We start from the raw sequence: 17,633 nt of genomic DNA, 5'->3' as shown, positions 1-17,633 counted from the left end.
TCAGAACCGCCTTCTTCAGATACTCTCTCGCCATTCCTAAGGTCCTATCTGTAAATGTCCGGCAACAGCGCCGTCGAGATAAACGGCACGTATGCGATGAACAGGGTCACAATCAGCATGAACAGAACGAACGGTATGGCGCGGTAAGCGATCTTGAGGATCGACTCGCCGGTGATGCCAGACACGACGAACAGGTTCAGGCCAAGCGGGGGGGTGATGAAGCCAACGCCCAGAGCGGTGATCATCATGATACAGAACTGGATCTCGTTCATGCCGATATTGTCCGCCAGCGGCTTCAGGATCGGCGCAAGGATCACGATATTCGGTGTCGTCTCCATCACGCAGCCCGCGGCAACGAGAATCCCGACCATCATCAGGATCAAGACCCAAGGCTCTTCACTCACCGATGTCGCCGCAGCGACAAAACCCTGCGGGACTCCCATGATCGCGAGCGCCTGCGCCAGAGGCAGAGAGAAGGCGATGATTGGGAGGATCACACCGTTGACCTTGGCGGAACTCACCAGCATGGCGGGAAAGTCACTCAGTCTCAGGGTCCGCAGGATGAAGCCCATGATGATGGTGACAACCACTGCGGTTGCACCGGCTTCCGTGGGCGTCAGACGGCCGGAAAAGATGCCATAAAAGATGATGCCGGGCACGATGAAGGCATACCAGCCGGATTTCAGCGCCTTGCCGAGATTTGCCAGGTAGTCGGATAGAGAGATATTGCCGCCGCCCTCCCAGCCATAGAGCCGGTTCATGATGATGTTTGTCGCGAGGATCGACACGAGGATCGCAAGACCGGGGATGACGGCCGCCAGAAACAGGGTTGAGGCGGATATGCCCAGCACAAGGCCGATGATGATGTAGGCGATGGAGGGCGGGATCAGGATGCCTGTACAGGCACCGGCGGCAACAAGCGCGCAGGCGTAGGGCCGGGGATATCCGCTTTCGACGAGACGCGCGATGGTCATGCGGCCAACAGCCGCCGCGCCAGCGGCGTCCGAGCCGGATATCGCGGCGAACATGCCGCACACGAGCACCGTTGCAGAGCCAAAGCCGCCCTTCGCAAACTGGGTCAGCGCCTCGGCAACATCGAGAAACTTGCGGCTGAGGCCCGTGCGCACAAGCACGTCGCCGGTCAGGATAAACAGCGGCACGGCGGTCAGCGCGAAATGGTCGATCCCGTGAAAAAGGCTTTCACCGACAAGCGACAGCGGCAGCGCGCCAGACCACAGCAGCATCAGGATTGCCGCCGATCCGATCGCGGCCCAAACCGGCACCGCCAGCGCAACCAGCAAGACGAAAAGCAGCACGGGACCATAGAAATCCCAGCCGAGCTCGACGGTCTGGTTCTGGAGCTGATTCCAAAGCATGGCGTTTCCCTCAGTCGAAAAGTTTGTCGCCTTCGTAGACGGGCTTGCCCGCACGAAGGTCCGCGACATCGCGGAGGAAAGACTGCACAAGGCGGACCATCACCAAGGCGAAGCCAATCGGCACAGCGCTCAGAAAGAAGACCTGGCTGATCCGCAGACCGTGGGTCACGGACCCGAATTTCCAGGACACGTGGACCGCCTCGAATGACCAGTAGAACGCGATCAGCGCGACAACGAACATGACCAGATCGCCGAAGATATAGAGCAGGGCTTTCACCCGCCGGCCGACATATTGCATGAGAACATCGATGCGGATGTGTCCGCGCTCCTTGACGGCTGCTGCAGCGCCGATCCAGGCAAGATAAATGAAGCTGTAGCGCACGATTTCCTCGCCCCAGATGGAGCTGTAAGACAGGATTTCGCGGCGCAGCACCTCGATGAACATGGTCGCAACGAGCATGATATAGAACACCAGAAGCGCCCAGCGCTCCGCGTTCCGATTGAGGGCGTCAAGTATGCGGTGCATGGAGTTCTCCCGTCAGGCGCCGCACAGGCAAGCGCCGGGACTCATGTCAAAATGAAATCGGGTGACTGCGGTGTGTCGGGCGCGCCGGTCTCGGCGCGCCCGTGGTTTTACGCCGATCAGGCGTCGTGGACGTAGTAGCGGCCTTGCGTACCGGCGGCTTCTTCGAGCTTGGCAAAGGTCTCCATCGAACCGGCCAGCTCCGTCTTGAAGGTGTCCCATTCGGAACGCTGATATCCGCCGGTCTCCTTCCACACCGCCAACTGATCATCGGAGAGCGAGTGGAACTGAACACCGGCCTTGGCCAGCTCTGCCATGGCGTAGGTGCGTGCTGACGGCACCTTTGCGAGGTTCTGATGCGCGGTCATTTCGCCGGCAAACTCGATGCCTTCCTGCACATCGCCGGGAAGCGCGTTAAACCATTCGAGGTTCATCGAATAGACTTGGCTGTCAGGGACGGCCTGCGTGAATGTCACGTGGGACAGGATGTCGGAGAAGCCGAAGACATACAGTGCGCCCACCGATGGGTCGAGCGCGTCGGCAACGCCCTGCTTGATCGCGGAGGGTGTTTCGCCCCAGGCGACCGGCGTCGGGTTCGCGCCGACCATCCGGTAATACTGCTGAAGCATCTGGCTGCCCGGAACGCGGAACTTGACCCCCTTGAGGTCGTCCGGCGTGATCACGGGGCCCGCGCCACCGGCACGCACGGCGACGACACGCGGATCGATGTTGATGTAGAACAGCGCCTTGAAGCCGGACGCTTCGATCTTGGGATGCACTTCAGCTTTCCAGGTGTCGGATGTCACAAGGTTTGTGAAACGCTGGTTGGAACCGCAGAAATAAGGCAGGTTGATCAGGTCGACCGTGCTCGCGAACGGTGCAAAGTTTGCCAAGGAATGCTGCGCGCACTGGATCGTGCCGCCCTGAACCGCTTGCGCCAACGCACCACCGGCGCCGAGCTGTCCGCCCGGTGCGAGCTTCACATAGACCTTGCCGTTTGTGGCGTTCTGGATGTTCTCCTTGAGGTCGAGCTGCATGATCGGGTAGCTGCGCGATGCCCCCAGCACGTAAGCAGTGGCCAACGTCATCGTATGCTCGGCGGCACGCTCGCGGTCACGCTCTTCCTGTGCGGTTTGCGCTGCAGCCTCGGTGGACCAGAGCGTTCCGGCAGCGCCGGCAACAAGCGCGGCCGTGAAGCCGCCGGTTGTTGCAAGCTTCAGAAAGTTTCTGCGCTCTGTCGAGGCTAGCTCTTCCTTTTCGTAGGTCATGTGTCCCTCCCTTGAGACGTCGTTATGTCGGATGATTTGTTATTTTCGTGCGTCGCGTTCCCGTTTCAGGATCGCGATCGTGAAGGCTATCGAAGCTGTGAAAAGCACGATGGCTTCGCCGAGATCGCCCATGAATGCCGCCCCGCCCGTTGCGCCAAGCACGACATTTGCGACATAGGCAAAGAACAAAACCGCTGAGATGATCAATGCCATGGTCAAGCCCTCCCAAGCTTTCCGTAAGGTTAAATGTAAGCGCTTACATTTGCTTTTGGCAAGTGTTTTGTCACGTGCGATGCCGCGTCATCTCCGTTTTTGAGATACCTCTCTAGGTATATGAAAAGTCTCCATAATATCTGAATCGTGATGATGCGGGGAAACGGTCGCGCCGTTGCTGACCGGCCTTTCCCGCATCATGGTTGGCGACGCCGCGTTGCAGCATCCGGTGGCGTTCCACGTTTCGCCGAATCGTTATGCGCATTTGGTGGCGACTCTGCCAAACGAAGAGCCTCGGAGCAGTGTGCATGGAGAATTGTCGCAAGACGTCAAACGTTGGGGCGGGGCAAGGCGTCAGCTCGCTCGGATTAATGAGGTCTCCGAGACCGAGGCCGGCGGTTTGGGCGGCCCGGAGAAAGCCTCGGATGCGCTGACGGATGGCTTCGGTCTTTGGCGGCGCGTACCTCTGAAATCAGGGCGCTGAATTTCTCTTTGCTCTTTGCGCAGAATCGAATACCGTCAAATTCGAACAAAAAGTCGCGATGCGAACACTTTGGGGAGTGACTGCCGGGTGCTGCCGAGTTTTGTACAAGCGGTCGACCGAATGAACGCGGTCTTGACCATGATCGTCGGTTTCCTCCTCGCCATAGTTGCATTTGCCGTTTTATGGCAGGTACTTGTGAGGTTCGTTCTCACCGCGGCCGGGTATAACATCTCCGCTCCTTGGACAGAGGAACTGGCGCGCTATACGCTTATCTGGATGGTCTTTCTGGGCGCGGCAATCGGTGTCCGTCACGCGCGTATGATCGCACTAGAGTTCGGTGTGCGAAAAGTTCCGGCGAAGATTGGCGTCCCCATCAGATACGGTGTGATGTTGCTCTGCATCGGGTTTTTCGGGCTGCTTTTTTGGGTGGGGCTCGATTTCCTTGAATTGGGTCGGTCCGAAACCAGCCCTGTGCTCGGGATAAAAAAGGACAAGGTTTACTGGGCCATGCCCGTGTCGATGGTCATCATGATCATCAATTCGCTGGCCCTGATCGCAGAAACGATTTCGCTTGATCGCGATATCCGCTTTGCCGCTGATTTCGCGCCGGAGGATTGAGCCTTGGTCCTTCTGGTTGCTGTTCTCTTTGCCCTCTTCCTTGCCAGCGTCCCGATCGCGCTTTCCCTCGGTATGGCGTCTCTGGCGACGCTCATGGACAAGGGCATCCCCTTCATCGCCATTCCGCAGGTGGTGTTTGACGCGCTGGACAGTTTCGCGCTTATGGCGCTTCCGCTTTATGTTCTCGCTGGAAAGCTGATGCAGGAGGGCGGAATCGCGGCGCGCCTTGTGGGGTTTGCCAAGGCTTTGGTGTCGTGGATCCGTGGCGGGTTGGCAATCGCGGTCGTGATGACCTCGATGCTCTTTGCGACGATCTCGGGATCATCGGCCGCAACGGCAGCGGCGGTGGGGTCGATGCTGATCCCGGAAATGGAAAAACAGAAATACCCGCGCCCCTTCTCGGCGGCGACCACGGCATCCTCCGGAGAGCTTGGCGTGATCATTCCGCCCTCCGTCGCCATGGTGATCTACGGCGTCGTCAACGGCGTGTCGATCACCGACCTCTTCATTGCCGGGTTCCTGCCGGGGCTGATGATCGGGGTGTCGCTGATGACGACGGCGATCCTGATGGCCTGGATCATGGGCTATGGCGAGCGCCAGCCGTTCAAGCTGACCCCATGGCTTGCAGATGTGGCGGCGGCATTCTGGCGTGCCTCGCTTTCCCTGCTCCTGCCTGTCATCATTCTCGGGGGCATTTTCGGGGGGATCTTTACCGCAACCGAAGCCGCAGTCGTCGCGGTGTTCTATGCGCTGATCCTCGGGGTCGTGGTCTATCGCGAACTGCCGGTGTCCGCTTTGCCGCGCGTCTTTGCATCGGCGGCGGTGACGTCCTCGGTTGTCATGATCATTGTTGCGTTCGCGTCGATGTTCGGTTTCGCGCTGCACCTGTTGCGGGCACCGCAGCAAATTGGCCAATTGCTGACCACGATCACCGAAAATCCGATTTATTTCCTGCTGCTGGTCAACGTGTTCCTTCTCGTTGTCGGCATGTTCATGGAGACCTTTGCCGCAATCGTGATCCTGGGTCCGATCCTGTCACCCATTGCTGTCAGCTATGGCATCGATCCGGTTCATTTCGGACTGATCATGATCGTCAACCTCGCCGTCGGAATGGTGACCCCTCCTGTCGGCGTCAACTTGTTCATCGCCTGCGGTATCGCGCGCATCAGCATGGAGCAGCTCATGCGCCCGCTGGCGATCTTCCTGATGGTCCTCCTTACCAATCTGATGATCATCACCTACGTCCCGGGCCTGTCTCTGGTCCTGCTCCGATAATCGACAAGCACTCAACAACAGGGAACACAATCATGGGTATCACGAAAAAACTCTTTGGGCTGACAGCGGCGGCGATGCTTGCCGCGGGCGTCGCACAGGCGCAGAGCTACACGATGACGATGGCGCATGTGCTGTCTGACACGAGCCCCTATCAGGTGACGCTGAACGAGTTCAAAAAGCTCATCGAAGAGCGCTCTGGTGGCGATGTCGCTGTCGAGATCCAGTGCTGCGGACAGGCTGGCAACGAAGGTCGCGCGATCCAGTCGATGCGCACCGGCATCCTGACCGGGGGCTTCGTTGGCGGATCCACGCTGGAAACCGTGGTTGACGCTTATCGCGTGCTCTCCCTGCCGTATCTTTTCGAGGACAAGAGCCAGGCCTACGAGATCCTGCAAAGCGACATGGGTCGCGAGATGCTCGACCTTCTGGGTGAATATGGCATGTATGGGCTGGGATTCGGGTCGATCTACGAACGCTCCGTCGCCGCGAAGGATCCTGCCATGGTGTCAAGCATCGATGACATGCAGGGTCTGAAGATCCGCGTGTTGCCGACTCCGGGCTTTGTCGAGGCCTACAAGGCGATGGGCACGCAGCCGACCCCGATGTCCTATGGTGAACTGTTCATGGCGCTTCAGAACAACGTGGTGGACGCGATTGAAATCAGCCCGGACGCGCTTGTGGCTGACAAGTTCGTCGAGGTGGTGTCCTCCTACACCATGACCAAGGCGCACCAATCGACCACGATCATGGTTGTCTCCAAATCCTGGTGGGACGGTGTTCCCGCGGACATGCAGGAGATGATCCAGCAGGCCGCAACCGATGCAATTGCCGTTGGCATTGCCGCGCATGACGAACTTGCAGACGCAGGCATGGCCACTGCCGCCGAAATGGGCGTCGAGATCATCGAACCGGACCTCGCGCCATTCATGGAAAGCGCACGCAAGAGCTGGGATGTGATCCTCGCGGAATACCCGGATGCGCAAGCCTATCTTGAGCGTTTCCAGGCCGCGATGAGCGAATAATTCAGACGACACAAACGATGAAGGGCGGCCCTGACATGGGGCCGCCCTTTTCTGTGGTCGCATACGACACTTTGCCAAGTTGGACGCATGAGAGCGTCTGGTGACATTCCCGCAAGACGACGCATCACTCAACGCAATGAATTCTTTGATTTCAGGCAGCGTTGCGTGTTCAGGTTTTTCGCATTGCGCGTCAGAAGTCGAGATTTTCCACGCTCAGCGCATTGGTCTGGATGAATTCGCGCCGCGGCTCGACCACGTCTCCCATCAGCTTGGTAAAGAGGTCATCCGCTTCGGCCATGTCGTCAATCGTGACCCGCAAAAGCGTTCGCGCGTCCGGGTCGAGCGTGGTCTCCCAAAGCTGGCCGGGGTTCATCTCGCCGAGACCCTTGTAGCGTTGCAGCGTCAGACCCTTTTCCCCTTCGTCAAGGATCGCCTTGAGCAGTTCCAACGGTCCGTGGATCACCACGCGCCGGTCCTTGCGTTCCATCATGGCTTGCGTGCCATAGATCTGCTGTAGGCTTTCGGTAAAGCTGCCGGTGCGGCGCGCCTCGCCGGAGCGCAGCATCGGCCCATCCAGCGTCCGCACTTCTTCGACGCCGCGCAGGATCCGCGCCAGGCGGATGCCCTTGTCCTGCGTGATCCGGCCTGTCCAGCCGCGCTCATATTCCAGAGCCACCAGGTCGAGCCGTGCCGCCACCTTGTTCGCAACTCCTTGCAGATCGGCCTCCACGGCGCCCGGCACGAAGGCCCCGGCAATCGCGGCTTGTTCGAGGATGTGGCGCGGGTAATGCGTGGGAAAGGCATCCAGCACGCGCTTGAGCTGGCGGGCTTCTTCGACCACGCGCACAAGATCCTGGCCGGTGATGACCTCACCGGTGCCAAGCGTCAGATGGGTGCTCTCCACGCCTTGCTGCACAAGATAGTCCTCAAGGGCGGGCTGGTCCTTGAGGTACACCTCGGACTTGCCGCGTGCGACTTTGAACAGTGGCGGCTGCGCGATGTAGAGATAGCCGTTCTCGATGAGCTCCGGCATCTGGCGATAGAAGAACGTCAGGAGCAGCGTCCGGATATGCGCCCCATCCACATCCGCGTCGGTCATGATGACGATCTTGTGGTAGCGGATCTTGGAGACGTCAAACTCGTCGCGCCCGATCCCGGTGCCAAGCGCCATCACGAGGTTGCCGATCTCCTGGCTGCCAAGCATCTTGTCGAACCGCGCGCGCTCCACGTTGAGGATCTTGCCGCGCAGAGGCAGGATCGCCTGGGTGCGCCGGTCACGGCCGGTCTGCGCGGAGCCGCCAGCGCTGTCACCCTCGACAAGGAACAGCTCGGTCTTGGACGGATCCTTCTCCGAACAATCCTTGAGCTTGCCAGCGAGGAAGTTCACGTCCATCGCGGTCTTGCGCCGGGTCAGCTCGCGCGCCTTGCGGGCGGCTTCGCGCGCCAGAGCGGCCTCGACGATCTTTCCGACGATGATCTTGGCCTCGTTGGGGTTTTCTTCGAACCACTCGGCCAGTTTTTCATTCATCAAGCCCTCGACCGCCGGGCGCACCTCCGAGGAGACAAGCTTGTCCTTGGTCTGGCTGGAGAATTTCGGATCCGGCACTTTGACCGAAAGCACACAGGTCAGCCCTTCCCGGGCATCGTCCCCGGTGAAGCTCACCTTCTCCTTCTTGGAGATGCCGCTCTCGGCAGCATAGCGGGTGATGGTTCGCGTCAGCGCACCACGGAAGCCCGCCATATGCGTGCCGCCATCGCGCTGCGGGATGTTGTTGGTAAAGGGCAGGACATTTTCGTGATAGGTGTCGTTCCACCACATCGCGACCTCGACCCCGATGCCGTCCTTTTCCCCTTCCATGTAGATCGGTTCGGGCATCACCGACTGCTTCGAGCGGTCGAGATACTTGACGAACTCCCGCACGCCGCCTTCGTAATGCAGCTCCGTCTTGAGAGGCTCGGCCGGGCGCTCATCCTCAAGGATGATCCGCACGCCGGAATTCAGGAATGCCAGCTCTCGCAGGCGCTTTTCGAGCGTCTCGAAGCTGTAATCGAGATTGGAGAATGTTTCGGTCGAAGCGAGGAACCGGACTTCCGTGCCGGTCTCACCGTTGGAGTCGCCGACGACGCGCAGGTGTTCGACCGTGTCGCCATGCGCAAACTTGGCATAGTGCTCCTTCCCGTTGCGCCAGACCCGCAGTTCGAGCCAGACCGAAAGCGCGTTGACGACGGAGACTCCGACGCCATGCAGACCACCGGAGACCTTGTAGCTGTTCTGGTCGAACTTACCGCCTGCATGCAGCTGGGTCATGATGACTTCTGCGGCGGAAACGCCTTCCTCGGCATGCAAGTCGACGGGAATTCCGCGGCCATTGTCACGGACAGAAACCGAACTGTCGGCATGGATTTTCACACGCACGAAGTCGGCATGACCAGCCAGCGCCTCGTCAATCCCGTTATCGACGACCTCGTAGACCATGTGATGCAGGCCCGAGCCATCATCGGTGTCACCGATATACATGCCGGGGCGCTTGCGGACCGCCTCCAAGCCTTTGAGAACCTTAATAGAATCTGCGCCGTATGCGTTTGGATCGCCTGCGGGTTCGGACATCGCCGTTTCCTTTGTTCTTTTGCCTGATTTTATAGCCGCTTGCGCAAGGGATGTCACGCAATTGACCGCCGGTTCAGGCCTCCGGCATGTATGCAGAAACCTCTGAAATTCCCGCGTTTTCGGTAACGATGAATTGCTGCGCCCGTGCGCCCAGTTCCGCAAAGAGTTCCGGCCCGGTGCCGGTCATCCAGGCTTGTGCGCCAAGCGCGCAAATCTCGTCATAAAGCGCCGCGCGACGGCTTGCATCAAGATGCGCCGCAACCTCATCGAGTAGCACAAGCGGTGGCGTGCCGATGGTGTCTCGCAGGGCGCGGGCATTGGCGAGGATCAACGAGATCAGCAACGCCTTCTGCTCGCCGGTGGAGCAATCGGATGCGAGAATGCCCTTCGCGGCAAAGCGGCCTTGCAGATCGGTGCGGTGCGGACCGACAAGCGTGCGCCCCGCGCGCAGGTCAGTCGCGCGCCCGTCCTTCAACGCGTGTTCAAGCGCCTCGGCGGTCTCGGGAGCAGGCCCGTCGGGTGTCGAGAGCGCAAGATCTGCTGCCGGGAAGGCGGTTTCTGCCGCCGCCTGAGCCAACAGAAGGCGTTCCAGCGCCTCGGCGCGATTGGCAACGATAACGGCACCTGTGCGGGCCATCTGGTGTTCGAGAGCCCGATACCAATGCGGATCCCGGACTTGCTCCTTGAGCAAGCGGTTGCGTTCCCGCATGGCCTTTTCATAGTCGAGCGCAGCCTGGGCATGGTCGGGAAAGAAGCTGAGCGTCATCCGGTCGAGAAAGCGTCGCCGTCCTTCGGCGCCCTCGATCCAGAGCCGGTCCATGGTCGGAACCAGCCAGACAACCCGCGCGATCCGCCCTAGTGCGATCTGTGAGGCTGTCTTCCCGTCGATCTGCACGCGCCGCGCCGCGCCCTTGTCGGAGGCGAAGCTGATCTCGCTGACACCCTCCGCGTGATGCAGCAACCCGTCGATTTTCCAGCCGATCGCCTCGGGACGCCGCGTCATGTCCTGGGCGGAACCACGACGCAATCCACGGCCCGGCGAAAACAGTGATACTGCTTCGATCAGGTTTGTCTTGCCGGCGCCATTCGGCCCGTGGACAGCGACCGGCCGCCCGTCGATTTCAAGCCGGGACAGCCGGTGCGATCGGAAATGCGACAGGGAAAGCGACGTCAGGTGCATCGCGCGTCCGAGGGCTGGATTTCTTCACGACCTTGCATGACCAAACCCTGTCAAAGGCGCGACACTGTTTGAAACACATCACGAGAGCCGACTGCACTTCGGCACCAAGATCGGCTGTGCCAACCGGCGCGGTCTGGCGTCGTCACACGCGCATCGGCATGACCACATAGACGGCGGAGGTGTCATTGCCTTCGCGCATCAGGGTCGGATCACCCGAAGAGTTGAACATGAAAACCGCGTTTTCCCGGTCCACCTGATTGGCGATTTCAAGGAGATACTTTGCGTTGAAGCCGATCTCCAGCCGGTCGTCACCATAGGCGACGGCAAGCTCTTCTTCCGCCGCGCCGCTGTCTGGCGCATTCACGGAAAGGATGAGGCGGTCCTCGTCAAGCTGCAGCTTTACCGCGCGCGAGCGTTCCGACGACACAGTGGCGACGCGGTCCACGGCCTTGGCGAATTCCGCGGCATCCACTTCGAGCTTGCGGGTGTTGTTTTGCGGGATCACACGGGTGTAGTCCGGGAAGGTGCCGTCGATGACCTTGGAGGTCAACGTGATGTCGGGCGTTGCAAAGCGCACCTTGGTTTCGGAGACGGATACGGCGATATCCATGTCGTCCTCTTCCAGCAGTTTGCGCAACTCTCCCACCGTTTTGCGGGGCACGATTACGCCGGGCATGTCTTCTGCGCCAGTGGGCAGGTCGCTGTCGATCCGCGCGAGACGGTGTCCGTCAGTGGCCACACAGCGCAAGACACGCCCGCCATCGGCTTCTGCCACATGCATATAGACACCGTTGAGGTAATAGCGGGTCTCTTCGGTGGAAATCGCGAATTTCGACTTGTCGAACAGCCGGCGCAGCTGATTGGCCTTGGCCGTGAAGTTCGACGAATATTCCGAGGAGGCCATGACGGGAAAGTCCTCCTTCGGCAAGGTTGCGAGGTTGAACTGGGACCGTCCGGCAGACACGCTGAGCCGCCCTGCGGCCGCATCGTCTGAAAGCACGACCAGCGCGCCATCCGGCAGCTTGCGGACGATCTCGTGCAGGGTCACCGCAGAAACCGTCGTACCGCCAGACTTTTCGACCTGTGCGACCGCCTTGTCGAGCACTTCGATATCGAGATCGGTTGCCCGGAAGGTGACGGTTTCGCCTTCGGCTTCGATCAGCACATTGGCAAGGATCGGAATGGTGTTTCGCCGTTCCACAACCGATTGCGCCTGTGCGACGGCTCTCAGAAGCGTCGCGCGTTCCATGCTGATTTTCATGCCCATTTCCTTCGCTGCGGGACGCGTCCATCCCTGACCCGGACGCGCACGTTAGCCGCGCCAGCGTCCGCCGCCAAGCCCGTTTCGAACTTTCTCTGTAAAGGAACAAGACCCGTCAAGACAGTGCCGCTCCGCATGGCTGCGCAAAGCGGCACATGTGCCCGCCGGGACTCAATCTCAAGCGACGGGCCTTGCCGTGGTCAGGCTTCGAGCGACCGGCGCAGCATTTCGACATCCTCGTCGATCTGGCTGTCCTGTTGACGCAGCTCCTCGATCCGCTTCACCCCATGCATGACCGTGGTGTGGTCACGCCCACCGAAGCGGCGGCCGATTTCCGGCAACGATCGGCTTGTCAGGTGCTTGCACAGATACATGGCGACCTGTCGGGGCCGCGCGAAATTGCGAACCCGTTTGGGGCCGATCAGATCGCCAAGACGGATGTTGTAATGTTCGGCCACTTTGCGCTGGATCTCATCGATGGAGATCTTGCGCTCCGAGGCCCGCAAAACATCCGCGAGACTGTCGTGCACAAGCTCCATGTCGATCGGCCGTCCGACCAGTGACGCGAAGGCGAAGAGACGGGTCAGAGCCCCTTCGAGCACGCGGACGTTTGTCGAGATGCGATGAGCAAGGAATTCGAGCACCGATTGATCGATTTCCAGACCGCTGTAATGCAGCTTGTAGGTCTCTGCCTTGGACTGGAGAATCCCGAGGCGCAGTTCGTAATCCGTGGGATGCAGGTCAACAACCAGACCCGATTGCAGACGACTGCGAATGCGGTTCTCGAGATCCTTTATTTCATCCGGCGCCCGGTCGGCCGAGATGATGATCTGCTTGTTCTGATCGACAAGGGCATTGAACGTATGGAAGAACTCTTCCTGCGTGGAATCCTTCCCGGCGATGAATTGCACGTCGTCGACCATGAGCACGTCGACCGAGCGGAACATTTCCTTGAAGTCCAGCATCTTCTTTTCGCGCAGGGCCTGAACGAAGCGATACATGAATTGCTCCGCGGACAGGTAAAGCACGGTCATATCCGGCCGTCGGGCACGGAACTCCCAAGCGATGGCGTGCATGAGGTGGGTCTTGCCAAGGCCGACACCGCCGTAAAGAAACAGCGGGTTGAAAGCCACCGGACCGCCCTCTGCAACACGCCGCGCAGCCGCATGGGCCAACTCGTTCGGTTTGCCCACAACGAATGTGTCAAAGGTAAAGCGCTTGTCGAGCGGTGCGCCCGCGATCTCCGAGCCATTGACAGCAGAAGCCGTATCCCGGGACGCGCGAGTATCGGCCTTTCTGGCCGGCCGACCTGCTGGCACTCCGGTATCGACGCGGAAAGCGATGCGCCGCACATCCTCATCCACCTTGGCCATCTGCGAGAGGAGAAGATCACCGTAATTCTGAGATACGTAATTGCCGAAGAAGTTTGTCGGCGCCAGAAGCGTGACAACGCCTTCGTCCGACATCCCTTTGAATTTCAGGGGCTTTATCCAGGTATTGTAATTGTTCTTGCCGACTGTTTTCGACAGCACTTCCTGCAGCGTGCCCCAGTGATCTTTCGTCATCGGTCCCCCGTCTCGTCATTCGCCCTTGCGGAACCGACACCGGGATACCCGGGTTGGACCGCCATTGTTGGCACGCCACAACGCACAGGACACACGACGTATGCCGCATGCCACGTGGCACGCAGATACGCATAGGATGCAGGATACCGTTGCCTTCTGTCCCCACGGAAGGCATCGGGACCTACGACCCGTTGTATGTAATGGACTGGCCGGAATTTCTCCCGCACGTCCGGACCACCAAATCCAGACGAAGCAGACATTCTGGTTGTCACACCCTTGCCTGCTTACCTGTCCCCCCAGCGAGGCGACTCGCAGGCTCAAATTACCAAGGGGGGAGGAACCCGGGCAACCGAAAGTGACGCTTGACAGGCCACTTGCCTGAAAAGAATCTCGCACTGATCGAAAATTGACATCCCACGAAAAAAAGGCACCACATATAGCGGTGCCTCTTCGAGAAAATACCAAATTGACGATTGGTCAGAGTTGGTCAGTGTGGCTTTTCAGCCAAGCGCTTTTACGCGTGCCGACAGGCGCGAAATCTTGCGCGACGCGGTGTTCTTGTGAAAAACGCCCTTCGTCACACCGCGCATCAGCTCCGGCTGAGCAGCTTTGAGCGCGTCCTGTGCGGCGGCCTTGTCGCCGGATTCGATCGCCTCTTCCACCTTGCGAAGATACGTGCGGATACGCGAGCGACGCGCTTTGTTGACAGCGAAGCGTTTTTCGTTCTGGCGGGCGCGTTTTTTTGCCTGGGGCGAATTTGCCATGATGATCAGTCCTTTGAGGCGGCTAAAAGCCGGTGTCGGTTCGGAGCGCAACGCATTGCTTGACCCGTAACCAGTATCGGACCGATTCTTGCCAAGCGGGCATCACGCGCATTTCGAAGGCGCTCTTAGACCAATTCTTTCGCTTTGAAAACCCCTCTGCGGGAGCGACCGCGCCCAGCGCGATGATCGGATGAGTTCGATAGGCACCGCGAGAGACGCCACGTGACGGGCAGCCGCGCTGACACAAAAAAGCCCCGACGCCGAGGTCGGGGCTTGGACGTTGCTTCGCAGGAGCGTGCTGACGCTCACTTGTCGCGGAATTGCGCGGTGCGCTTGTCCATGAAGGCAGCCATGCCCTCTTTCTGATCTTCGGTTGCAAAGAGCGAATGGAACAGTCGCCGCTCATAAAGCAACCCTTCAGAGAGGGTTGTTTCATAGGCGCGGTTCACCGCTTCCTTCGCCGCGATGGTCGATGGGATCGACTTCTCGGCAATCTTCTCCGCAGCGGCACGCGCTTCTTCCATGAGCTTCTTGGCTGGCACGACCCTCGACACGAGGCCCGACCGTTCGGCCTCTTCCGCATCCATGAACCGTCCGGTGAGGTTCATGTCCATCGCCTTGGATTTGCCGATGAACCGCGTAAGACGCTGGGTGCCGCCAAGGCCGGCAATGACTCCGAGATTGATTTCGGGCTGGCCGAATTTGGCGTTGTCAGCGGCGATGATGAAATCGCACATCATTGCCAGTTCACAGCCGCCGCCGAGCGCATAGCCCGCCACAGCGGCGATCACCGGCTTGCGTGTCGACGTGATGGCGCGGCCTTCAGAGCCGAAGAAGTCCGACAGGAACATCTCCACATAGCTCTTTTCCGACATCTCCTTGATGTCTGCGCCGGCGGCAAAGGCTTTCTGCGAGCCCGTGATGATGATGCAACGCACCTTGTCATTGCCGTCGGCTTCTGCAAGCGCGGAACTCAACTCACCCAAAAGCTGGGTGTTGAGCGCGTTCAGGGCGTCAGGGCGATTCAGCTTGATGGTTGCGACGTGGTCTTCTTTCTCGACGATGATCGTCTCAAAGGCCATGATGCGGGGCTCCGTCCGGTTCCGTCAGAACCACAGGCTTAGCACGGGATTCGGGCAGTTCAAGCTATCTTTGACAGCTTGGGCAATAGAAGGACGACCGTCCGGATTGCACGATCCGCCGCACGGTATCGCTGCAACCGGGCGTGCGGCAGGGCGCTCCCTCGCGGCCATAGACATCGAAGCTGTGCTGAAAGTATCCAAGATTTCCATCGGCTTGCCTGAAATCTCGCAGGGATGATCCACCGGCTTCGATGGCTGCGCGAAGCACGTCGCGGATGATTGGAACGAGGCTGGCCGTTCGTGCGCGGGAAATGCGGCGGGTGCGTCGCGCCGGGTGGATGCCGCCACGGAACAGTGCTTCGCAAACATAGATATTGCCCAATCCGGCGACGATTTTCTGGTCCAGCAAGGCCGATTTGATCGGAGTGTTCCGCCCGGCCAGCGCCGAGACAAGGTGAGATTCGTCAAACGCGTTGCCCAATGGCTCCGGTCCGAGCGGCGCCAGAAGCTTGTGGCTCTCTGCGGTTGCGGTCTGCATGAGGTCCATGGCGCCGAAACGGCGCGGATCGTTGAAGGTGATGCGCGCGCCATTCTCCATGTCCAACACCACGTGGTCATGCTTTTCAGCGGCAGGATGGTCATGCACAAATTGACCGAGCGGATCGCCAGAAACGAGCATCCGCCCGGACATGCCGAGATGAATGAGCAGCGTTTCCCCGGTATCGAGATCGGCAAGAATGTATTTTGAGCGACGCCGCAGCCGCTCCACCCGGGCGCCGGTCAGGCGGCGGGCCATATCGCGCGGAAAGGGCCAGCGCAGGTCAGGGCGGTTGACGGCGGCCTGCGCAATGCGCACGCCCTCCATGGCTGGGGCAAGGCCTGCACGGACGGTTTCGACCTCTGGCAATTCTGGCATGATGGCGCTCTTTGGGCTGTTGCGCAGCAACAGGTGCGGCGCATACCCCCTGAAATCAAGCCCCTTATCACGCACATAGGCAAAGCCCGTATGCGGGCCTTCATTGCGCGTCTCGGCCAGATGCTCAGATTGACGCGCGTCGCGCGCCGGAGTTTGCGTGAGCGTGTTGCAAGCTGTGATGCTCGGCATTGAGCCGCAAGGCGGCCAGAATGACTTCGCGCAGCGCATCATGGCCGGTCACGTATTTGATCAGGTGACAGACCGAGCCATCACTGAATTCGAGCCTGTAACAGCCGTTTTTGTCTTTCTCGGCGCGCCTGAGCAAAGCGAGATCATAAACACGGTCGCGCAAGAGCAGGTCCATCGTGGCAAGCTGGTGCCCCGATACCTCCACCTTGAAAGCCCACATATAATAGGACCACCAGAGCGCGATGCCAAAAAGGACAAGGGCCGAAACACCGGCAGCAATGTTTGGAATGCCCTCCGCCAACAGCATGTACATGACGACACAAAGAAGTGTCGGCACCAGAATTTTGACCCCCAGATTGGACTCGCAAACAAGGACGTCATGTTCACGCCGGGCCGGACCGCTGCCCGCGGAGGAGATCTTTTCGACATAGGCCTCTTCTGCGCCGAGCGACCAGGGGCTCTCGCGTTCAAACATCTCGGAATAGCCGGACATCTTGCGAAACCACGCAAACCGGCTGAGCGGGATATAGAAAATTGCGGCGATAATGACGAGTTCTAGAAGGAATAGCGGTGCCATCGTGGATCTCCGGTAGGCAGTCTGGGTCAGCGCCCGTTGATATGAAGCGTGGAAAGAATGATTTCCTTGAGCGTGTCATGTCCTTCGACATATCGCGGGATCGGCGCACAGCCGCCGTCGGCAAAATGAAGGGTGTAGCTGTCATCGAAATCGCGCGCATGTGTCAGGGCGGCGAGATCGTAAGTGGTCATGTCGAAAAGCATCGTCATGCACCGCATCTCGGAGTGGTCAACTTCCACGCGAAAGCTCCAGATGTAGAATCCAAGCCAGACGATGAGCGCCCCGATGATGGTGAACGAGGCCACGTCAATGATCGTGGGCATGCCATCGGCCAATAAGAACGAGAGCAGCATCACTGCGACCACCGGGTAGCCGAGCCGCCAACCGAGTTTCGTTCTGAACACAAGCGTGGCGTTATCGCGGCGTGCGCGCTGCCGTCCCGCGCCATAGATGGTTTGGATGGCGCTTCCGGGATTGCCGCCGGGTAGGAGAAGATCGGCTCCGGCACTTGCCAGTTTTTCGAGCGCAGCACCGGGATTGCGATCGCGGATGTCGCGGCCCTCCTTTGCGTCGAAAAGCCAGCCAAGCTTATGGGCCAGCGCCAGACCGATCAGGAACGGTGAGAGCATGAGCAACACGCTCGTCGGCGTGCCCGCTTCTGCGAGACGGCCAGCCAGAAACTGCATCACCGGTGCTGCGTCCATGTTCCCCT

17 protein-coding genes are annotated in these 17,633 nt (G+C 59.7%); 4 read left to right on the top strand and 13 right to left on the bottom strand.

What is annotated here, in order from left to right:
• Positions 1-44 precede the first annotated feature (44 nt).
• The 4 genes from J1C49_RS10680 to J1C49_RS10665 form a co-directional block, all read right to left on the bottom strand.
• Positions 45-1,376, bottom strand: coding sequence for a TRAP transporter large permease (locus tag J1C49_RS10680; RefSeq protein ID WP_227445811.1), 1,332 nt, complete (start codon positions 1,374-1,376; stop codon positions 45-47).
• A 10-nt stretch (positions 1,377-1,386) separates the two neighbouring features.
• On the bottom strand, positions 1,387-1,902 hold the full coding sequence (locus tag J1C49_RS10675) for a TRAP transporter small permease (protein ID WP_227445810.1): 516 nt from the start codon (positions 1,900-1,902) through the stop codon (positions 1,387-1,389).
• Positions 1,903-2,018: 116 nt separating this feature from the next.
• On the bottom strand, positions 2,019-3,167 hold the full coding sequence (locus J1C49_RS10670) for a TRAP transporter substrate-binding protein (protein ID WP_227445809.1): 1,149 nt from the start codon (positions 3,165-3,167) through the stop codon (positions 2,019-2,021).
• Positions 3,168-3,206: 39 nt separating this feature from the next.
• Positions 3,207-3,380 (bottom strand): hypothetical protein, encoded by a 174-nt coding sequence (locus J1C49_RS10665; RefSeq protein WP_227445808.1) that lies wholly within the window; start codon positions 3,378-3,380, stop codon positions 3,207-3,209.
• Between the two features lie 175 nt (positions 3,381-3,555).
• On the opposite strand from J1C49_RS10665, the gene J1C49_RS10660 reads away from it, so the two are divergent.
• The 4 genes from J1C49_RS10660 to J1C49_RS10645 all read left to right on the top strand — a co-directional run bounded on the left by J1C49_RS10660 (position 3,556) and on the right by J1C49_RS10645 (position 6,779).
• On the top strand, positions 3,556-3,864 hold the full coding sequence (locus tag J1C49_RS10660) for a hypothetical protein (RefSeq protein ID WP_227445807.1): 309 nt from the start codon (positions 3,556-3,558) through the stop codon (positions 3,862-3,864).
• 138 nt (positions 3,865-4,002) lie between these two features.
• Positions 4,003-4,482 (top strand): TRAP transporter small permease, encoded by a 480-nt coding sequence (locus J1C49_RS10655; protein WP_227445815.1) that lies wholly within the window; start codon positions 4,003-4,005, stop codon positions 4,480-4,482.
• Positions 4,483-4,485: 3 nt separating this feature from the next.
• Positions 4,486-5,757, top strand: a complete 1,272-nt coding sequence (locus J1C49_RS10650) for a TRAP transporter large permease (protein ID WP_227445806.1) — start codon at positions 4,486-4,488, stop codon at positions 5,755-5,757.
• Positions 5,758-5,789: 32 nt separating this feature from the next.
• Entirely contained in the window at positions 5,790-6,779 is a 990-nt protein-coding gene (locus tag J1C49_RS10645) for a TRAP transporter substrate-binding protein (RefSeq protein ID WP_227445805.1), read from the top strand.
• Positions 6,780-6,969: 190 nt separating this feature from the next.
• Here J1C49_RS10645 and gyrB read toward each other — a convergent pair whose 3' ends face one another.
• The 9 genes from gyrB to J1C49_RS10600 form a co-directional block, all read right to left on the bottom strand.
• Positions 6,970-9,387, bottom strand: a complete 2,418-nt coding sequence (gene gyrB / locus J1C49_RS10640) for a DNA topoisomerase (ATP-hydrolyzing) subunit B (protein ID WP_227445804.1) — start codon at positions 9,385-9,387, stop codon at positions 6,970-6,972.
• A 73-nt stretch (positions 9,388-9,460) separates the two neighbouring features.
• The gene (gene recF, locus J1C49_RS10635; RefSeq protein WP_227445803.1) at positions 9,461-10,567 is read right to left on the bottom strand and encodes a DNA replication/repair protein RecF; all 1,107 of its coding nucleotides are present in this window, start codon (positions 10,565-10,567) and stop codon (positions 9,461-9,463) included.
• A 142-nt stretch (positions 10,568-10,709) separates the two neighbouring features.
• Positions 10,710-11,828: a DNA polymerase III subunit beta gene (dnaN, locus tag J1C49_RS10630; RefSeq protein ID WP_227445802.1), complete on the bottom strand. Its 1,119-nt coding sequence runs from the start codon at positions 11,826-11,828 to the stop codon at positions 10,710-10,712.
• A 200-nt stretch (positions 11,829-12,028) separates the two neighbouring features.
• On the bottom strand, positions 12,029-13,393 hold the full coding sequence (dnaA, locus tag J1C49_RS10625; protein WP_227445801.1) for a chromosomal replication initiator protein DnaA: 1,365 nt from the start codon (positions 13,391-13,393) through the stop codon (positions 12,029-12,031).
• Positions 13,394-13,893: 500 nt separating this feature from the next.
• A complete protein-coding gene (gene rpsT, locus J1C49_RS10620; RefSeq protein WP_227445800.1) occupies positions 13,894-14,157 on the bottom strand; it encodes a 30S ribosomal protein S20 in 264 nt (87 codons plus the stop codon).
• A 305-nt stretch (positions 14,158-14,462) separates the two neighbouring features.
• Positions 14,463-15,239 carry an enoyl-CoA hydratase gene (locus J1C49_RS10615; protein WP_227445799.1) on the bottom strand — a complete coding sequence of 259 codons (777 nt, stop codon included), beginning with the start codon at positions 15,237-15,239 and terminating at the stop codon, positions 14,463-14,465.
• A gap of 64 nt (positions 15,240-15,303) precedes the next feature.
• Positions 15,304-16,155: a bifunctional DNA-formamidopyrimidine glycosylase/DNA-(apurinic or apyrimidinic site) lyase gene (gene mutM, locus J1C49_RS10610; protein WP_227445798.1), complete on the bottom strand. Its 852-nt coding sequence runs from the start codon at positions 16,153-16,155 to the stop codon at positions 15,304-15,306.
• Between the two features lie 124 nt (positions 16,156-16,279).
• Entirely contained in the window at positions 16,280-16,921 is a 642-nt protein-coding gene (locus J1C49_RS10605) for a hypothetical protein (RefSeq protein ID WP_227445797.1), read from the bottom strand.
• 26 nt (positions 16,922-16,947) lie between these two features.
• Complete coding sequence (locus J1C49_RS10600; RefSeq protein ID WP_227445796.1) at positions 16,948-17,625, bottom strand: hypothetical protein; 678 nt, start codon at positions 17,623-17,625, stop codon at positions 16,948-16,950.
• Positions 17,626-17,633 lie beyond the last annotated feature (8 nt).

Origin of the sequence: Cognatishimia sp. F0-27 (assembly GCF_020667845.1) — a bacterium.
Lineage (GTDB): Bacteria > Pseudomonadota > Alphaproteobacteria > Rhodobacterales > Rhodobacteraceae > JAFMPQ01.
The sequence above is the reverse complement of the archived record's forward strand: the minus strand, read 5'-3'. Positions and strand labels throughout refer to the sequence as shown.

Coding starts and splice junctions, on each gene's coding strand:
- J1C49_RS10680 (WP_227445811.1), bottom strand. CDS start 1,376: ATGCTTTGGAATCAGCTCCAGAACCAGACCGTCGAGCTCGGCTGGGAT.
- J1C49_RS10675 (WP_227445810.1), bottom strand. CDS start 1,902: ATGCACCGCATACTTGACGCCCTCAATCGGAACGCGGAGCGCTGGGCG.
- J1C49_RS10670 (WP_227445809.1), bottom strand. CDS start 3,167: ATGACCTACGAAAAGGAAGAGCTAGCCTCGACAGAGCGCAGAAACTTT.
- J1C49_RS10665 (WP_227445808.1), bottom strand. CDS start 3,380: ATGGCATTGATCATCTCAGCGGTTTTGTTCTTTGCCTATGTCGCAAAT.
- J1C49_RS10655 (WP_227445815.1), top strand. CDS start 4,003: ATGATCGTCGGTTTCCTCCTCGCCATAGTTGCATTTGCCGTTTTATGG.
- J1C49_RS10645 (WP_227445805.1), top strand. CDS start 5,790: ATGGGTATCACGAAAAAACTCTTTGGGCTGACAGCGGCGGCGATGCTT.
- gyrB (WP_227445804.1), bottom strand. CDS start 9,387: ATGTCCGAACCCGCAGGCGATCCAAACGCATACGGCGCAGATTCTATT.
- recF (WP_227445803.1), bottom strand. CDS start 10,567: ATGCACCTGACGTCGCTTTCCCTGTCGCATTTCCGATCGCACCGGCTG.
- dnaN (WP_227445802.1), bottom strand. CDS start 11,828: ATGAAAATCAGCATGGAACGCGCGACGCTTCTGAGAGCCGTCGCACAG.
- dnaA (WP_227445801.1), bottom strand. CDS start 13,393: ATGACGAAAGATCACTGGGGCACGCTGCAGGAAGTGCTGTCGAAAACA.
- rpsT (WP_227445800.1), bottom strand. CDS start 14,157: ATGGCAAATTCGCCCCAGGCAAAAAAACGCGCCCGCCAGAACGAAAAA.
- J1C49_RS10615 (WP_227445799.1), bottom strand. CDS start 15,239: ATGGCCTTTGAGACGATCATCGTCGAGAAAGAAGACCACGTCGCAACC.
- mutM (WP_227445798.1), bottom strand. CDS start 16,155: ATGCCAGAATTGCCAGAGGTCGAAACCGTCCGTGCAGGCCTTGCCCCA.
- J1C49_RS10605 (WP_227445797.1), bottom strand. CDS start 16,921: ATGGCACCGCTATTCCTTCTAGAACTCGTCATTATCGCCGCAATTTTC.
- J1C49_RS10600 (WP_227445796.1), bottom strand. CDS start 17,625: ATGGACGCAGCACCGGTGATGCAGTTTCTGGCTGGCCGTCTCGCAGAA.